Source organism: Ensifer soli, from assembly GCF_041928815.1.
GTDB lineage: Bacteria > Pseudomonadota > Alphaproteobacteria > Rhizobiales > Rhizobiaceae > JBHFEI01.
The window spans coordinates 275540-292034 of sequence record NZ_JBHFEI010000008.1 but is presented as its reverse complement, the minus strand read 5'-3'; the positions used below and the strand labels follow the sequence as shown (position 1 = coordinate 292034).

Sequence of the window (16495 nt, the reverse complement as noted above, 5' to 3'; positions counted from 1 at the left end):
TCATCAAGCCAGAATTCACCTGCCATGCTCAAACACTCCTGCCTCCGCAGGTAATGAATCATGGATAAGCAACATCATCAACTGCTTGATTGGGTTTCGACCCTAGAGCGTATGAGCGAATCTGAGAGGTCGCGACACGCTTTAGATCCTTGATCTGATCGAAGCCGAAGGAACGGAGACGCTGTAGTGCTCCGTTCTCCCGTCCCCGTCCCCGTCCCCGCCGTCGACGGGGACGTCTTTTCGGTTCGTGCGTCAGACGACGAAGAAATCCGCCGCTCCGATGGCCGCCTTGTTGTCGAGGATCGCAAACTGGAATGCCGCGCCGGCGCCGCTGCCATCCGCATCGTAGGAAAGCGCGCCCGTGGTCTTATTGTAGAGGATACGGTCGCTGCTATCGATCGCTCCTGCGGAGACATCCTTGAAGGCTGCCTCGTTGAGTGCGCCGAGGGCCAGGGCACTGAAGATGGTCTTGCTCAGCCGGATCGTGTCATCCACCACGGAGAAATCCATGATCCGGTCGATATTGGTCGCGCCGAGCGCCGTGGAGAAGGCGAAGCTGTCCGCGCCGCCGCCGCCCGTGAGGATGTCGGCGTTCGCGCCGCCGTCGATGACGTTGGCACCATTGTTGCCGACGATCGTGTTCGCTCCGCTGTTGCCGGTGGCACTGGTCGCGCCGGTGCCGGTCAGCGTCAGGTTTTCGATCGCCTGGCCTGCGAGCGAGAAGCTGACGGACGATCTGACATGGTCGGTGCCGTTGTTGGCCGCCTCCAGGACCCTGTCGCCGACATTGTCAACGATATAGGTGTCGTTGCCGCCGAGGCCGGCCATGACATCCGCATTGCCGCCGCCGTCGAGAAGGTTCGCGCCGGCATTGCCGGTGATCGTGTTGCGGGCACTGTTGCCGGTCCCGTCGATGCTGCCGCCACCGGTCAGGGTGAGGTTTTCCACCGCAAGGCCGACAAGAGAGAAGCTGACGGAGGCGTTGACGATATCCGTGCCTTCGTTTGCAAGTTCCACGACGCGGTCGCCGATATTGTCGACGACGTAACTGTCGTTGCCCGTGCCGCCGATCATCGTGTCGGCACCGCCCCTGCCGTTCAGAGAGTCGTTGCCGCCTGCGCCCGTCAAAGTGTTGGCTGCGTCGTTGCCCGTCAGCACGTTTGCAGCACTGTTGCCGGTGCCGTTGATCGCGGCCGTACCGATGAGCGTCAGGTTCTCGATCGCCTGTCCGGCAAGGGAGAAGCTGATATAGGCACGCACGACGTCCGTTCCGTTGTTGGCCGATTCGAGGACCCGATCGCCGACGTGATCGACATAATAGATGTCGTTGCCACCGCCGCCGGCCATCGTGTCGGCATTGGTGCCGCCGTCGATGATGTTGGCGGCGTCGTTGCCGGTGATGGTGTTGCGGCCGCTGTTGCCGGTGCCGTTGATCGCATCGGTGCCGGTCAGAACAAGCCGCTCGATCTCCTGCCCCGTGAGGGCGAAGGAGACGGAGGCGTTGACCGTATCCGTTCCACCGCCGGACGCTTCGAGAACCTTGTCGCCGACATTGTCGACGAAATAGGTATCGTTGCCGCCGAGGCCGCGCATCGTATCGGCGCCGGCCTTGCCGTCGAGGACGTTCGCTCCATCATTGCCGATCAGCGCATTGGCGAACTCGTTGCCCGTGAGGTTGAGAGCGGCGGCGCCGGCCACAAGCTGCAGCGTCTCGATCTCGGCGCCGGCCGCGAGCGTATAGGAGACCGTTGTCGTCACGACATCGGCGGTGCCGAGGCCGGCGCCGTCGATGACGACATCGCCGGCATCGTCGACGAAATAGCTGTCATTGCCGAGGCCGCCGTTCATCGTGTCGGCGCCGCCCTTGCCGTCGAGAATGTCGTTGCCGCCCTGGCCCGTCAGCACGTTGACGAGGCTGTCGCCGGTCAGTGTATCGGCGGCGGAACCGCCGATCACATTCTCGAAATTGACGATCAGGTCTTCGGCCGCGCCATTGACGGTGACGGCCACCTGGACCGCGCCGTTGAGGGCGACCACGATCGACGTGGTCTTCTCGCTATAGTCTGCCGTATCGATGCCTGCGCCGCCATCGAGCGTGTCGCTGCCGGCAAGACCGGCAATGCGGTTGTTGCCGGAGGTCCCGCGCAGGGAGTCGTTGAAGGCCGAGCCGTTGACGTTCTCGAAGTTGAGGATCGTCTCGGTGATCGAGCCGATCGTTGCCTTGCCCGTAGAAAGGTCGGCCGAGACGCCCACCGTTTCACCGGAGAAATTGACCGTATCGATGCCGTCGCCGCCATTCATCGCGTCCTGGCCGGCGCCGCCCGTGATGATGTCGTCGCCGGCGCCGCCGACGAGCGTGTTGGCGCCGCTGTTGCCTTCGAGCTGGTCGTTGAAGGCCGAACCGGTCAGGTTCTCGACCGAGACGAAGGTGTCGGTGTAGAACGCGCCGCTGACCGTCGTCTTGCCGGTGTTGGTGGCAAGGCTCGCCTGCACGCCGGCGCCGTTCGAGGCATAGGTGACCGTATCAGAGCCGTCGCCCCCGTTCAGCGTATCGTTGCCGTTGCCGCCGTCGAGCGTGTCGTTGCCGGCACGGCCTTCGATCGCGTCGTCGCCGGCGCCGCCGGAGAGCTCGTTGCCTTTCGCGTCGCCCTTGATCGTGTCGGCGAAGTTCGTGCCGATGATGTTCTCGACATCGATCAGCGTCTCAACCAGATTGTTCGACTTGGTCGTCACCTTGCCGGCGGTCGGCTCCTTGGCGAGGTCCGCGTCGATCCCGGCCGTCTCGCTTGCATAGGTGACGGTGTCGAGGCCGGCGCCGCCGTCATAGAGGTCCTGGCCCTCGCCGCCGTTCATCAGGTCGTTTCCGTCTCCGCCGCCGAGCGAATCGTTTCCGCCGCCCCCTAAGAGCTCGTCATCGCCGTTGAGGCCGGAAAGCGTGTTGGCGGCGCCGTCGCCGATCAGCTTGTCGGCGAAGTTCGAGCCTTCGAGGTTCTCGATCGAGATGAACGTGTCCGCCACGATGGTGCCGTTGGGCAGCGTCACCTTGCCGTATTTGCCGCCGATGTCGGCCTGCACGCCGCCGGTCGCATCGGAATAGGAGGCGGTGTCGCTGCCGGCGCCGCCGTCGAGCGTGTCCGCATCGTCGCCGCCGCGCAGCGTGTCGTCGTTCGCCCCGCCCTGGAGCGAGTCCTTGCCGGCGCCGCCATTCAGCGTGTCGAAGCCGTCGCCGCCCAGAAGCGTGTCGTCGCCGAGGCCGCCATTCAGCGTATCGGAGCCGGCCGCGCCCGACAGCGTGTCGTTGCCGCCGTTGCCGTCGAGCCGGTTGGCGGCCGAGTTGCCGGTGATCGTGTCGTTGCCGCCGCCGCCGATCGCGTTCTCGATCGTCGTGGTCTCATAGATGCCGACATTGTTGGTGAAGCCGCGCAGCGACGACCACGTGCCGGCGACCAGCGAGATGGTCTGGTTGCCGTTCCAGCCCGACGCGTCGATCGTATCGATGCCGCCTGTGTCGTAGATCGTAAAGTTCGGCGTCGTATTGGTGGCGAAGTTGTAGGTGGCGCCGGCATTGGTGTTGTAGCCGTAGGTCGTCGTGCCGTTGCGCGTCGTCGTGTTGGCGCCGTAGATCTGCTGCACCGCGCGGATGTCGGACATGGCCGGCGAATCGACGGAGATGTCGCTGCCGGTCCAGCCGAACTCGTTCTGCCGGCCGTAGGACATGATCGACCACTGCACAGTGTCGTTGGTGAAGACGCTGTTGCTCATCGAACCGTTATAGGGGCCGAGATGGCCGAGGCCGAGGGCGTGGCCGGTCTCGTGGATGAAGGTCTCGCCGCGCGGCGCGCCGCCGTAGTTCTGCCCGATCGTCACCACGGCATTGGAAAGATTGCCGTTGTTGACGTCATAGGCGCAGTCGGCCTGGGTCGAGTTGTTCGGGTCGGCATAGGTGATGTTGGCGGCGCCGGTCGTGAAGGTGAAGGTGACGTTGGCGACATCCGCCCAGAGCTGGAGCGCCGTCTCCGCCAGCGCGCGGTCGGCCGTGGTCAGGTTCGAGACATTGACCGAGATCGTGTTGCTTGCCCAGTCGCGCGCGCCGGATCCGCCGTAGCGCGACCATGCCCAGAAGCCGTTGATCAGATAGTCGGCGTGTTGTGCCGAGGTGCCGAAACTTGCCATGTCTGCTCTCCCTTTGGACACCGCCGGCGGGCGTCCGCACGGGCCCATCGGCAGGTCAGGCGCCCGGCGGCCGTGGCCGTCACAAGGCGAGGTGTCGTTGCTGCCAGGGCGCCGGCCGGCCCGGACGGTCACCGGCCGGCATCCCGGCGATCGCGTGTGGTCAAGCCGAAGTCGTCGCCCGCAGCCTGGCGGTGACGCGCTTCGCGCCCTCCGTCAGCCACCGCGACCATCGTCCGGCATCTCATCGAGACCTGTCGTATGCACCAGGCCCGGCAGCCGCCTGCCGGGCCTGGACAATCCCGCGCCGGTCGAGCCGGCGCATTGGCGACGTCAGACGGTCCAGTGCCGTGGGGATATCGTCGCGGCACGTCCGGCCGCGATCACTCTTCAACGTCCCAAACCCTTCCTCTGGCGTTGCAGAATATTCTTATATTCGCATTCGATGCTACACCCCGCCATGCCGGGCGCAAGAGGGGTGCGTACGTTGCCATCGGCCGAAAGCGTTCATTTCTGGGTGTTGTGCATCGCGCCGGCCGATGCGGACGAAGCTTCGCCCCGATTGTTTCGCAAATATGTCGCGGCTGTCGCGAAGACGCGGCTTGCGGGGACGAAAACTGGGCCGGTTCTCGCACGTCCTGACAAGATTGCGGGGAAGGGGAGGTCAGGCGTCCGTGGTGTCGCCGTCGTCCGGCGTGCGGTTCGTGCCGCTGTCGTCGGTGCCGGAAAGCGTCGCAAAGGTGCTGCGCCGGCTTTCCGCCAGCGGGTTGATCGTCATGCTGCGCACGAGATGGTCCTTGGCGGCGCCGTGGCGGACACCGAGGATCCGCTTGCCGGGATAGAGACTCCGGCCGGCGGCGAGCAGCTTTCGTAAGGCATCGGTGCGCGTCGCGGCGACGGTCAGCAGCCACACGGCGTCGCCGCCCTTGGCGAATTTTGCCGCGAGATCGTTCGACGGCTGCTCGCCTGTCGCGGTCAGGCGGTCGGCGGTCTCGTTGTCGAAGAGAGCCCAGCCGATATAGCCGGCGACCTTCTGGCCGTCGAGCGCCATCAGATAATGCTCGCGCCGGATCTGCCCGTCGACCGTCGAGACGAGATCGGCGGCCTTGAAGGTCGAAAACGGCGCGCGCTGGCCGAGGAAATGCAAGGCGACGCCGAGAGCGGTGAAGGGATCGCGAAGCCGGCGCACGTCCATGCCATCCTCCCGGGTCTCAGGGCGCAAGCCCCGACGGAAGGGGCGGCCCCAGAAAAACAGGTTTGACCGCGGCTGTCCAGCGGTCCCGCGACCTCAGCGCGCGAGCTTGTCCTGCCGCCTGAGTTCCGCGACGTCGTGCTGCAATTGCAGTCCCTGCAGCACCGGATCGTCCCAGACGGTCGCGCCCGCGCGGGCAGACAGGGGATGGCGGTCGAGCGGGAAGGCCTCGATCAGCCGGTCGCCATCAAGCGCCACGGGCGTCCAGGCACGGTCGACGGCATCCATCACCGCCTGCCAGTCGGTGGCTGCGCCATGCGGCTGGGCGAAGACGGGGATGCGGCTCTTGCCGAGGCCGCGATAGAGGTCGATGACGCGCAGGTCGAGCCCGTCGGAAACCTCCAGCCCGTGATCCATCAGGCCGCCCTGCTTCGTCGGGAAGTGCAGGCAGGGAATGCCGTAGCATTCCGCCATGACCATGCCGTGCAGGCTGGTGGAGACGATCCGCTCGCAGGCGAGGATCTCGTCGACCTTGTCCTTGAGCGGCGTGGTGCCGATCGGCGTCACCGTGGTAATCAGGTGGACGCTGTCGGCGAATTCCTCCGGGATCACATAGCGCAGCAGGCCGTCGCGGACCCTGGCGACATAGCCGCGGTCTGCGAGTTCGGAGAGATGCAGGATGACGCCGAGCTTCCATGTCTTCTCGACCTTCGGGGCGTAGAAGCGCGGCAGCAGCCAGACGGGATCGCCGTAGACCCCCGTGCCGGCGCTCGGGCGGCCGGTCAGCAGTTCCTCCGACAGCGGCCCGCGCGTCGCGGTCACGCGGAAATCGGATCCCGGCGGCACCGTGAACGGCACGCGCTCGGCCGCGGGCGCGGACGGATTGCTGTAGGGCGAGCAGCCGGTGCCCCAGAACCAGACCTCGCCGTCGGCAAAGCCGTGGCCGATCGTGCCGACGCAGGCCATGCGCAGCGTCTTCGACTTCGAGGGGATACGTCGCACGGTAAGGCCCGACAGCAGCGAGACCATCACCGGGCTCAGCGCATCGCCGAAATTCAGGTAGTCCATCGTCGAGGTGGAGCCGGCCCAGGCGAGCGGCACATATCCCTTTTCGCGCGCGAAGGCGGCAAGTCTGTTCTCGGTCATCGGAGCGTCTTTGTAAGATCCCTGGAGGGCACGGTGTCTCGGACGCCATCCGGCCGCGCCCGGCTGGGGCGGCCTTCCGGTCCGGCGCTCTCCTAGCATGCCCCGGGGCGCCGCACCACCGTTGCGCTCGAAAGTCGCAGAACCGCTTTCCACCATTGTTATGGAGGAAACGAATTGTTCAATCGTTTTAGGAGGTTGATGCCGCAGTGCGGCAGAGTGGCGACCGCATTGCGGCATAGCCAAGCGGGGCGCTGCCCAGATCGGGGGTCGACAAGGTGGCGAAAAGCCTGTCCGAGGCTTGCACGAAGGCGCGGCCTGCGCTAACGACGAGCCGTCGCACACTCTTTTCGGCCGGCGACAGGCGCGGCGAACGGTCGCCCGACCCGCCACCGGCAGGGATGCATTCAATGACAGACCTACTCGCCTCCTACCTTCCGATCGCGATCTTTCTCGGTATCGCGCTGGTGATCGGCGTGGCGCTGCTGATCGCGCCCTTCGCCGTCGCCTACAAGGCGCCCGATTCGGAAAAGCTGTCGGCCTACGAGTGCGGCTTCAACGCCTTCGACGATGCGCGCATGAAGTTCGACATCCGCTTCTACCTGGTGTCGATCCTGTTCATCATCTTCGATCTCGAAGTCGCGTTCCTGTTTCCCTGGGCGGTCTCCTTCGGCGAGATCGGCTGGTTCGGCTTCTGGTCGATGATGGTCTTCCTCGGCGTGCTGACCATCGGCTTCATCTATGAATGGAAGAAGGGAGCACTCGAATGGGAGTAGCAACCGGCACCCCCCTCGTCGCGCCGGCGGCAAAAGGGCTCGTCGACGCGAACGGCAGGCCGATCGGCAGCGATGATGCATTCTTCGGCGAGATCAGCAACGAGCTCGCCGACAAGGGCTTTCTCGTTACCTCGACCGACGAGCTGATCACCTGGGCCCGCACCGGCTCGCTGATGTGGATGACCTTTGGTCTGGCATGCTGTGCCGTCGAGATGATGCAGCTCTCGATGCCGCGCTACGACGTCGAGCGTTTCGGCTTCGCGCCGCGCGCCAGCCCGCGCCAGTCCGACGTGATGATCGTCGCGGGCACGCTGACCAACAAGATGGCGCCGGCATTGCGCAAGGTCTACGACCAGATGCCCGAGCCGCGCTACGTCATCTCGATGGGCTCCTGCGCCAATGGCGGCGGCTACTACCACTATTCCTATGCGGTCGTTCGCGGCTGCGACCGGGTCGTGCCCGTCGACATCTATGTCCCGGGCTGTCCCCCCACGGCGGAGGCGCTGCTTTACGGCGTGCTTCTGCTGCAGAAGAAGATCCGCAGAACCGGCACGATCGAGCGCTGAGACGCGGGGAAGGATCAAGGACAGATGAGCGAAGCCCTGAACGAGCTTTCCACCTATATCCGCGAGTCGCGCTCCTCGCTGGTCGAGGCCGCGGTGATCGCCCATGGCGAGCTGACGCTCTCGACGACACCCGCCGGCGTCGTCGAGCTGGTGACGTTCCTCAGGGACGATCCGCGCCTCGGCTTCGTCAGCTTCATCGACGTCTGCGGCGCCGACTATCCGCAGCGCCCGTCGCGCTTCGAGGTGGTCTACCACTTCCTCTCGCCGACGAAGAACGAGCGCATCCGCGTCAAGCTCGCCTGCGCCGAGGACGAGCCCGTGCCGTCGATCACCGGCGTCTTCCCGGGCGCCGACTGGTTCGAGCGCGAGGCCTACGACATGTACGGCATCCTCTTCACCGGCCATCCGGACCTGCGCCGGATCCTCACCGATTACGGTTTCGAGGGCTATCCGCTGCGCAAAGATTTTCCGACGACGGGCTTCGTCGAGGTGCGCTATGATGACGAGGCCAAGCGGGTCATCTACGAGCCGGTCGAGCTCAAGCAGGAGTTCCGCAATTTCGACTTTCTCTCGCCCTGGGAGGGCACGGACTACGTGCTGCCGGGAGACGAGAAGGCGAAGCAGTAAGGCGGGGTGCGCGGAACCGCCCGCGCGCCCGAAGGCCGTATCGATACCGAAGTCAGCGCCTGAGCGCGGAGCGTCGCAATGAACGAACACAATGTCCGCAACTTCAACATCAATTTCGGCCCGCAGCATCCGGCGGCGCACGGCGTTCTGCGGCTGGTGCTCGAACTGGACGGCGAGATCGTCGAGCGGGTCGATCCCCATATCGGCCTCCTGCATCGCGGCACCGAGAAGCTGATCGAGACGAAGACCTATCTGCAGGCGCTGCCCTATTTCGACCGCCTCGACTATGTCGCGCCGATGAACCAGGAGCATGCCTATTCGCTGGCCGTCGAAAAGCTGCTCGGCATCACGATCCCGATCCGCGGCCAGTTGATCCGCGTGCTCTATTCCGAAATCGGCCGCATCCTGTCGCATCTGCTCAACGTCACCACCCAGGCGATGGACGTCGGCGCGCTGACGCCGCCGCTCTGGGGTTTCGAGGAGCGCGAGAAGCTGATGGTCTTCTACGAGCGTGCCTCGGGCTCGCGCATGCATGCGGCCTATTTCCGCCCAGGTGGCGTGCATCAGGACCTGCCGCATCAGCTCGTCGAGGACATCGGCAAGTGGATCGATCCTTTCCTCAAGACTGTCGACGACATCGACGCGCTTCTGACGGAAAACCGCATCTTCAAGCAGCGCAATGTCGACATCGGCATCGTCGACATCAAGGATGCCTGGGCCTGGGGCTTCTCCGGCGTCATGGTGCGCGGCTCGGGCGTTGCCTGGGACCTGCGCCGTTCGCAGCCCTATGAATGCTATTCCGACCTCGATTTCGACATCCCGATCGGCAAGAATGGCGACTGCTACGACCGGTACCTGATCCGCATGATCGAGATGCGCGAATCGGCGAAGATCATGCGCCAGTGCGTCGACCGGCTGCTCGGCGTCGCCAAGACCGGTCCTGTCTCGTCGCTCGACGGCAAGGTCGTACCGCCGAAGCGAGGCGAGATGAAGCGGTCGATGGAGGCGCTGATCCATCACTTCAAGCTCTACACCGAAGGCTACCACGTACCGGCCGGAGAAGTTTACGCGGCCGTCGAGGCGCCGAAGGGCGAGTTCGGCGTCTATCTCGTCGCCGACGGCACCAACAAGCCCTACCGCTGCAAGATCCGCGCACCGGGCTATGCCCATCTCCAGGCGATGGATTTCATCTGTCGCGGCTACCAGCTCGCCGACGTCTCGGCGATTCTCGGCTCGCTCGACATCGTTTTCGGCGAGGTCGACCGATGAGCCGCGCCCTGGTCCTTGCCGCGACCGTTTTCCTCTCGGCCGTTCCCGCGCTGGCGCAGGACACCGTGACGGCGCAGTCGTCGTCGAGCGGCCGGACGCTGCGCGACGTGCTGTCGGACGGCTACGAGATCCGCGCCGCCAGCGCCAACGGCACCAACACCATCCTGTTTCTGCAGAAAGAAAAGTCTGCCTATGCCTGCGAGTTCGTCACTGTGACGCGGTCGCGCTGCGGCAAGATTAACTGATAGGGTACGAGCGAATGTCCGTCCGCCGACTAGCCGATGACAGCGTCCAGCCAGAAAAGTTCGCCTTCAGCAACGACAATGCGACGTGGGCCGAGGCGACGATCCGCAAATATCCGGAAGGCCGCCAGCAGTCCGCCGTCATTCCGCTGTTGATGCGGGCGCAGGAACAGGACGGCTGGGTCACCAAGGCGGCGATCGAGGCGGTCGCGGTCATGCTCGACATGCCCTATATCCGCGTCCTCGAGGTCGCGACCTTCTACACCCAGTTCCAGTTGAAGCCGGTCGGAACCCGCGCCCATGTGCAGGTCTGCGGCACGACCCCTTGCATGCTGCGCGGCTCCGAGGATCTGATCCGCCTGTGCAAGAGCCGCATCCATGCGGAGCCGCTGACGCCGAACGCGGCCGGCACGCTCTCCTGGGAAGAGGTGGAGTGTCAGGGCGCCTGCGTCAACGCGCCGATGGTGGTGATCTTCAAGGACACCTATGAAGACCTGACGGTCGATACGCTGGGCGGGATCATCGATGCGTTCGAGGCCGGCAACGGCGCCTCCGTCAAGACCGGCCCGCAGATCGACCGGATCGTCTCGGCGCCGGAAGGCGGCCTGACGACGCTGACGAGCGAGCTTCCCGTGCATCCTGTCGAGGAGCCGGCGCCGGCCTCGCCCGCCGGTTCGCACGAGGCGCAGGTGCCGCCCTCGAATGCGGCCAAGCCGGTCACCCATGCCGAGGAGACCAACCCGGCGGTCGTGACCCCGGCGACCGACAAGGAAGAGGCGGCCGAGAATGCGGAAGCCTCGGGCGACACCGCCGACAAGGCCGGGGAGCCCGTCACCGGGACGCCGGAAGGCAAGCCTTCCCTCGACCACGAGGACCGGCCGGCCGGCATCGACCGTCCCGACAGGCCGGACGACCTGAAGCTGATCTCGGGCATCGGTCCGAAGATCGAGGGCATCCTGCACGAGCTCGGCATCTTCACCTTCGCGCAGATCGCCGGCTGGTCTCCGGCCGAGCGCGAATGGGTCGACGGCTACCTGAATTTCAAGGGCCGGATCGAGCGTGACGACTGGCTGAGACAGGCCGACGCCTTGGCACGCGGCGGGGAGGCGGAGTATATCCGCGTCTTCGGCAAGAAGCCGCGCTAGGCGAAACAGAATCGACAGGCGGCCGACCCGCACCGAGAAACGTTTCGACTTCGTCGAAGAACCTGCGGAATGAGACTATGCTGAACGATCAGGATCGCATCTTCACCAACCTTTACGGCCTGAAGGAGAAGACCCTTCGCGGCGCCATGGCGCGCGGCCACTGGGACGGCACTAAGGCGATCCTGGAAAAGGGCCGCGACTGGATCATCAACGAGATGAAGGCCTCGGGCCTGCGCGGCCGCGGCGGCGCCGGCTTCCCGACCGGCCTCAAATGGTCCTTCATGCCGAAGGAGAGCGACGGGCGTCCGCACTATCTCGTCGTCAATGCCGACGAGTCCGAGCCGGGCACCTGCAAGGATCGCGACATCATGCGCCACGATCCGCACACGCTGATCGAGGGCTGCCTGATCGCGAGCTTCGCCATGGGCGCGCATGCCGCCTATATCTATGTGCGCGGCGAATACATGCGCGAGCGCGAGGCGCTGCAGGCGGCGATCGACGAGTGCTATGACGCGGGCCTTCTCGGCAAGAACAACAAGCATGGCTGGGACATGGACGTCTTCGTCCATCACGGCGCCGGCGCCTATATCTGCGGCGAGGAGACGGCGCTGCTCGAAAGCCTCGAGGGCAAGAAAGGTCAGCCGCGCCTGAAGCCGCCGTTCCCGGCGAATATGGGCCTTTATGGCTGCCCGACCACGGTCAACAACGTCGAGTCGATCGCCGTCGCCCCGACCATCCTGCGCCGCGGCGCTGCCTGGTTCTCCTCGATCGGCCGTCCCAACAATGTCGGCACCAAGCTGTTCATGGTCTCCGGCCACGTCAACCGGCCCTGCACGGTCGAGGAGGCGATGGGCATTCCCTTCCGCGAACTGATCGAGAAGCATTGCGGCGGCGTGCGCGGCGGCTTCGACAACCTGCTCGCCGTCATTCCGGGCGGCTCGTCCTGTCCGGTGGTCAAGGGCGAACTGATCCTCGACGCGCCGATGGACTTCGACGGCATGCGCGACGTGAAGTCGTCCTTCGGCACGGCAGCCGTCATCGTCATGGACCGCTCCACCGACATCATCAAGGCGATCTGGCGTCTCGCGGCTTTCTACAAACATGAGAGCTGCGGCCAGTGCACGCCCTGCCGCGAGGGCACGGGCTGGATGATGCGCGTGATGGAGCGCATGGTCGTCGGCAAGGCGCAGAAGCGCGAGATCGACATGCTGTTCGACGTCAGCAAGCAGATCGAGGGCCACACGATCTGCGCGCTCGGCGACGCGGCCGCCTGGCCGATCCAGGGCCTGATCCGCAATTTCCGCCCCGAGATGGAAAAGCGGATCGACGAATACACACGCAATTCCACCTCGGAAGGAGCCGTTCTCGAAGCGGCGGAATAGGAGAGGCGATGACGGCGTCAGCGCAGGAGACGGCAGGTTCGGCATTTCCGTCCGGCACGACCGGGACGGCTGACGCGGCGGCGGACGATCCCTTCGGCATCCGGGCCTGGATGTCCGGCGCGATGCCGATCCACCCGCTGATGGCGCATCCGGCGGCGCTCGTCGCCGCCACGGCGGCCGTAGGTCTCGGCGTCGGGTCCCACATCGCCGGCAGCCTGTTCGGCGCCCTTCAGGGCGCGGTCGAGACGATGCGCAAGAGCGCGGCGGAGGCCTCGGTCGAGGTCGCCGAGACGGTCGAGGAGATCGTCGAGGAACTGGCCGAAGTCGAGATCGCCACCCAGGCGGCGGTCGCCGCGGCGGTGGTGGTGCCGATGCCGGTGGCGAAGGTGGTCCCGGTTCGGACGGCGCCGGATGCGGCAACAAAGGCCGCGGACGCGCCGGAGAAGCCGGTCGCCAAGGCGCGGCCTCCTCGGGCGCCGTCCAAGGCGGCGGCGGATCTGAAGCGGATCGGCGGCATCGGGCCGAAGCTCGAGCAGGTGCTGAAGGGGATCGGCATCGCCGATCTGGCGACGATCGCCGGCTGGAGCGCTGCGGACGCCGCGGCGGTCGACGAAAGGCTCGGCCTGGCCGGACGGGTAGTGAAGGACGACTGGATCGGTCAGGCGAAGGCGCTGACCGGCAGGTGATGTCTCGAAGCGAAGCACTGCGGCCTGCTGTTGGCGGGGCCTTCAGTCTCGCGGCGCGACGGACGATGGACAGCCGGCTTCTGTCAGGGCCGGACGACAGACAGGATCGAGTACGAACATGGCGAAGCTGAAGGTCGACGGAAGAGAAATCGAGGTCCCGGATCATTTCACGCTGCTGCAGGCATGCGAGGAAGCCGGCGCCGAGGTTCCGCGTTTCTGTTTCCACGAGCGGCTCTCGGTCGCCGGCAACTGCCGCATGTGTCTGATCGAGGTGAAGGGCGGGCCGCCGAAGCCGGCCGCCTCCTGCGCCATGGGCGTGCGCGACCTGCGCCCCGGCCCGAACGGCGAGGCGCCGGAGGTCTTCACCACCACGCCGATGGTCAAGAAGGCCCGCGAAGGCGTGATGGAATTCCTGCTGATCAACCATCCGCTCGACTGCCCGATCTGCGACCAGGGCGGCGAATGCGACCTGCAGGACCAGGCGATGGCCTTCGGCATCGATTCGACCCGCTATCGCGAGAACAAGCGCGCCGTCGAGGACAAGTATATCGGCCCGCTGGTCAAGACGGTGATGAACCGCTGCATCCACTGCACGCGCTGCGTCCGCTTCACCACGGAAGTGGCCGGGATCGCCGAGCTCGGCCTGATCGGCCGCGGCGAGGACGCCGAGATCACCACCTATCTCGAGCAGGCGATGACCTCCGAGCTGCAGGGCAATGTCGTCGACCTTTGCCCGGTCGGCGCGCTGACCTCGAAGCCCTATGCGTTCCATGCCCGTCCGTGGGAACTCGGCAAGACCGAATCGATCGACGTCATGGATGCGCTGGGCAGCGCCATCCGAGTCGACACGCGCGGCCGTGAGGTGATGCGCATCATGCCGCGCCTCAACGAGGAGATCAACGAGGAGTGGATCTCGGACAAGACCCGCTTCATCTGGGACGGCCTGAAGACGCAGCGCCTCGACCGGCCTTACGTCCGCAAGGATGGCCGGCTGCAGCCCGCGACCTGGGCCGAAGCCTTCGGCGTCGTCAAGGCCGCCGTCGCCGCGTCGAACGGCAAGAAAATCGGCGCGATCGCCGGCGACCTCGCCTCCGTCGAGGAAATGTTCGCGCTGAAGACGCTGATGGCGTCGCTCGGCTCGGTCAATGTCGACTGCCGGCAGGATGGTTCCCTCCTGGACGGCTCCGCCGGCCGCGCCAGCTACCTGTTCAACCCGACGATCCAGGGCATCGAGACGGCCGATGCGCTGCTGATCATCGGCGCCAATCCGCGCTACGAGGCGGCCGTGCTCAACGCCCGGATCCGCAAGCGCTGGCGCGCCGGAAAATTCCCGGTCGGCGTCATCGGCGAGGCGGGCGAACTGCGCTACGGCTATGAGCATCTTGGCGCCGGCACCGATACGCTCGCCGATCTCGCCGCCGGCAACGGCAGCTTCTTCGCCAGGCTTTCCGAGGCGCAGCGGCCGCTGATCCTGATCGGCCAGGGCGCGCTTGCGGTGCCCGGTGTGGCGGCAACGGCGGCGGCGCTTGCCGGGGCTGTCGGCGCGGTGACGGACGAGTGGAACGGCTTTGCCGTTCTGCACACCGCGGCCTCGCGCGTCGGCGGGCTCGACCTCGGCTTCGTGCCGGGGGAGGGCGGTCTCAACGCCACCGGGATGGTTACGGGCGGGCTCGACGTTCTGTTCCTGCTCGGCGCCGACGAGATCGATCTTTCCGCGAAGAATGCCGGGCTCACCGCCTATATCGGCTCGCATGGCGACAACGGCGCGCAGAGTGCCGACGTCATCCTGCCGGGCGCGGCCTATACCGAGAAATCGGGCACCTGGGTCAACACGGAAGGCCGGGTGCAGATGGGCAATCGCGCCGGTTTCGCGCCGGGCGAGGCCCGGGAGGACTGGGCGATCCTGCGCGCCCTCTCCGATGTCGTCGGAAAGCGGCTTCCCTTTGATTCGCTGGCGCAATTGCGTGCGGCGCTCTATGCGGCCCATCCGCATTTCGCCGCGCTCGACGAGATCGTTCCGGCCGAAAGCGCTGAAATTGCCGCACTTGCACAAAAAGCCGGTGCGATGACGAAATCCGTGTTTGCGTCGCCGGTCAAAGACTTCTATTTGACGAACCCGATAGCGCGCGCATCCGCCGTCATGGCCGAATGTTCCGCGCTGGCGCGCAACAATTTCAAAGCTGCGGCGGAATGAAAGCGGGGCTCTGAGGCACGATGGACAACTTCCTTTCGACCATTCTGTGGCCCCTGATCATCATGGTCGGCCAGTCGCTCCTGCTGCTGGTCGCGCTTCTGCTGTTCATCGCCTATATCCTGCTCGCAGACCGCAAGATCTGGGCCGCCGTGCAATTGCGCCGTGGACCGAATGTGGTGGGACCCTGGGGCCTTTTCCAGTCCTTCGCCGATCTTTTGAAGTTCGTCTTCAAGGAGCCGATCATCCCGGCCGGCGCCAACAAGGCGATCTTCCTGCTCGCGCCGCTCGTCTCGGTGACGCTGGCGCTCGCCGCCTGGGCGGTCATCCCGCTCAACCAGAACTGGGTGATCGCCGACATCAATGTCGGCATCCTCTACGTCTTCGCCATCTCCTCGCTCGAGGTCTATGGCATCATCATGGGCGGCTGGGCGTCGAACTCGAAATATCCGTTCCTCGGCGCGCTGCGCTCGGCGGCGCAGATGGTCTCCTACGAAGTCTCGATCGGCTTCGTCATCGTCACCGTCCTGCTCTGCGTCGGGTCGCTGAACCTCACCGACATCGTCAACGCCCAGTCCGACGGCCTCGGCACGATGATCGGCCTGCCGGCCTCCTTCCTCGACTGGCACTGGCTGGCGCTGTTCCCGATGTTCGTCATCTTCTTCATCTCGGCGCTGGCCGAGACGAACCGCCCGCCCTTCGACCTGCCGGAGGCCGAATCGGAACTCGTCGCCGGCTTCATGGTCGAATACGGCTCGACGCCGTATATGATGTTCATGCTCGGCGAATATGCGGCGATCGTGCTGATGTGCTCGCTGACGACGATCCTGTTCCTCGGCGGATGGCTGCCGCCGCTCGACGTGCCGGTGATCAACTGGATCCCGGGCATCGTCTGGTTCGTGCTGAAGGCGTCGCTGGTGTTCTTCATGTTCGCCATGGTGAAGGCCTTCGTGCCGCGCTACCGCTACGACCAGTTGATGCGTCTCGGCTGGAAGGTGTTCCTGCCGCTGTCGCTCGCCATGGTCGTCATCGTCGCCTTCGTGCTGAAGCTGACGGGGTGGGCATGATGCCGGCCGTCCCGCTTCGCCACATCGCAGAAAAGTCTG

The 16495-nt window shown here is 65.5% G+C and carries 13 protein-coding genes; 10 read left to right on the top strand and 3 right to left on the bottom strand.

Annotated features, from left to right (window positions below):
- Nucleotides 1-252: 252 nt before the first annotated feature.
- The 3 genes from ACEVQ6_RS14560 to ACEVQ6_RS14550 form a co-directional block, all read right to left on the bottom strand.
- A complete protein-coding gene (locus ACEVQ6_RS14560) occupies nucleotides 253-4173 on the bottom strand; it encodes a beta strand repeat-containing protein (RefSeq protein WP_374889728.1) in 3921 nt (1306 codons plus the stop codon).
- A gap of 661 nt (nucleotides 4174-4834) precedes the next feature.
- Nucleotides 4835-5365: a hypothetical protein gene (locus ACEVQ6_RS14555; protein WP_374889727.1), complete on the bottom strand. Its 531-nt coding sequence runs from the start codon at nucleotides 5363-5365 to the stop codon at nucleotides 4835-4837.
- Nucleotides 5366-5458: 93 nt separating this feature from the next.
- The gene (locus ACEVQ6_RS14550; RefSeq protein ID WP_374889726.1) at nucleotides 5459-6508 is read right to left on the bottom strand and encodes a polysaccharide pyruvyl transferase family protein; all 1050 of its coding nucleotides are present in this window, start codon (nucleotides 6506-6508) and stop codon (nucleotides 5459-5461) included.
- Nucleotides 6509-6915: 407 nt separating this feature from the next.
- Here ACEVQ6_RS14550 and ACEVQ6_RS14545 point away from each other — a divergent pair, with 407 nt between their 5' ends.
- The 10 genes from ACEVQ6_RS14545 to nuoH all read left to right on the top strand — a co-directional run bounded on the left by ACEVQ6_RS14545 (nucleotide 6916) and on the right by nuoH (nucleotide 16456).
- Nucleotides 6916-7281 (top strand): NADH-quinone oxidoreductase subunit A, encoded by a 366-nt coding sequence (locus ACEVQ6_RS14545; RefSeq protein ID WP_374889725.1) that lies wholly within the window; start codon nucleotides 6916-6918, stop codon nucleotides 7279-7281.
- Nucleotides 7272-7847 carry a NuoB/complex I 20 kDa subunit family protein gene (locus ACEVQ6_RS14540; protein WP_374889724.1) on the top strand — a complete coding sequence of 192 codons (576 nt, stop codon included), beginning with the start codon at nucleotides 7272-7274 and terminating at the stop codon, nucleotides 7845-7847. Before ACEVQ6_RS14545 ends, ACEVQ6_RS14540 begins: the two co-directional genes overlap by 10 nt.
- 24 nt (nucleotides 7848-7871) lie before the next feature.
- Entirely contained in the window at nucleotides 7872-8474 is a 603-nt protein-coding gene (locus tag ACEVQ6_RS14535; RefSeq protein WP_374889723.1) for an NADH-quinone oxidoreductase subunit C, read from the top strand.
- 78 nt (nucleotides 8475-8552) lie between these two features.
- Nucleotides 8553-9743 carry an NADH-quinone oxidoreductase subunit D gene (locus ACEVQ6_RS14530; protein ID WP_374889722.1) on the top strand — a complete coding sequence of 397 codons (1191 nt, stop codon included), beginning with the start codon at nucleotides 8553-8555 and terminating at the stop codon, nucleotides 9741-9743.
- On the top strand, nucleotides 9740-9988 hold the full coding sequence (locus ACEVQ6_RS14525; RefSeq protein WP_374889721.1) for a hypothetical protein: 249 nt from the start codon (nucleotides 9740-9742) through the stop codon (nucleotides 9986-9988). Before ACEVQ6_RS14530 ends, ACEVQ6_RS14525 begins: the two co-directional genes overlap by 4 nt.
- A gap of 14 nt (nucleotides 9989-10002) precedes the next feature.
- Complete coding sequence (locus ACEVQ6_RS14520; protein WP_374889720.1) at nucleotides 10003-11130, top strand: NADH-quinone oxidoreductase subunit E; 1128 nt, start codon at nucleotides 10003-10005, stop codon at nucleotides 11128-11130.
- A 77-nt stretch (nucleotides 11131-11207) separates the two neighbouring features.
- Complete coding sequence (gene nuoF / locus ACEVQ6_RS14515; protein WP_374889719.1) at nucleotides 11208-12512, top strand: NADH-quinone oxidoreductase subunit NuoF; 1305 nt, start codon at nucleotides 11208-11210, stop codon at nucleotides 12510-12512.
- Entirely contained in the window at nucleotides 12509-13198 is a 690-nt protein-coding gene (locus ACEVQ6_RS14510) for an NADH:ubiquinone oxidoreductase (RefSeq protein WP_454952164.1), read from the top strand. The genes nuoF and ACEVQ6_RS14510 overlap by 4 nt, the downstream gene beginning before the upstream one ends.
- Before the next feature lie 118 nt (nucleotides 13199-13316).
- Nucleotides 13317-15392, top strand: coding sequence for an NADH-quinone oxidoreductase subunit NuoG (gene nuoG, locus ACEVQ6_RS14505; RefSeq protein ID WP_374889717.1), 2076 nt, complete (start codon nucleotides 13317-13319; stop codon nucleotides 15390-15392).
- A 20-nt stretch (nucleotides 15393-15412) separates the two neighbouring features.
- Nucleotides 15413-16456 (top strand): NADH-quinone oxidoreductase subunit NuoH, encoded by a 1044-nt coding sequence (gene nuoH, locus ACEVQ6_RS14500; RefSeq protein ID WP_374889716.1) that lies wholly within the window; start codon nucleotides 15413-15415, stop codon nucleotides 16454-16456.
- Nucleotides 16457-16495 lie beyond the last annotated feature (39 nt).

Bases quoted from the DNA above. Each gene is read 5' to 3' on its own strand.
- ACEVQ6_RS14560 (WP_374889728.1), bottom strand. From the start codon at position 4,173: ATGGCAAGTTTCGGCACCTCGGCACAACACGCCGACTATCTGATCAAC.
- ACEVQ6_RS14555 (WP_374889727.1), bottom strand. From the start codon at position 5,365: ATGGACGTGCGCCGGCTTCGCGATCCCTTCACCGCTCTCGGCGTCGCC.
- ACEVQ6_RS14550 (WP_374889726.1), bottom strand. From the start codon at position 6,508: ATGACCGAGAACAGACTTGCCGCCTTCGCGCGCGAAAAGGGATATGTG.
- ACEVQ6_RS14545 (WP_374889725.1), top strand. From the start codon at position 6,916: ATGACAGACCTACTCGCCTCCTACCTTCCGATCGCGATCTTTCTCGGT.
- ACEVQ6_RS14540 (WP_374889724.1), top strand. From the start codon at position 7,272: ATGGGAGTAGCAACCGGCACCCCCCTCGTCGCGCCGGCGGCAAAAGGG.
- ACEVQ6_RS14535 (WP_374889723.1), top strand. From the start codon at position 7,872: ATGAGCGAAGCCCTGAACGAGCTTTCCACCTATATCCGCGAGTCGCGC.
- ACEVQ6_RS14530 (WP_374889722.1), top strand. From the start codon at position 8,553: ATGAACGAACACAATGTCCGCAACTTCAACATCAATTTCGGCCCGCAG.
- ACEVQ6_RS14525 (WP_374889721.1), top strand. From the start codon at position 9,740: ATGAGCCGCGCCCTGGTCCTTGCCGCGACCGTTTTCCTCTCGGCCGTT.
- ACEVQ6_RS14520 (WP_374889720.1), top strand. From the start codon at position 10,003: ATGTCCGTCCGCCGACTAGCCGATGACAGCGTCCAGCCAGAAAAGTTC.
- nuoF (WP_374889719.1), top strand. From the start codon at position 11,208: ATGCTGAACGATCAGGATCGCATCTTCACCAACCTTTACGGCCTGAAG.
- nuoG (WP_374889717.1), top strand. From the start codon at position 13,317: ATGGCGAAGCTGAAGGTCGACGGAAGAGAAATCGAGGTCCCGGATCAT.
- nuoH (WP_374889716.1), top strand. From the start codon at position 15,413: ATGGACAACTTCCTTTCGACCATTCTGTGGCCCCTGATCATCATGGTC.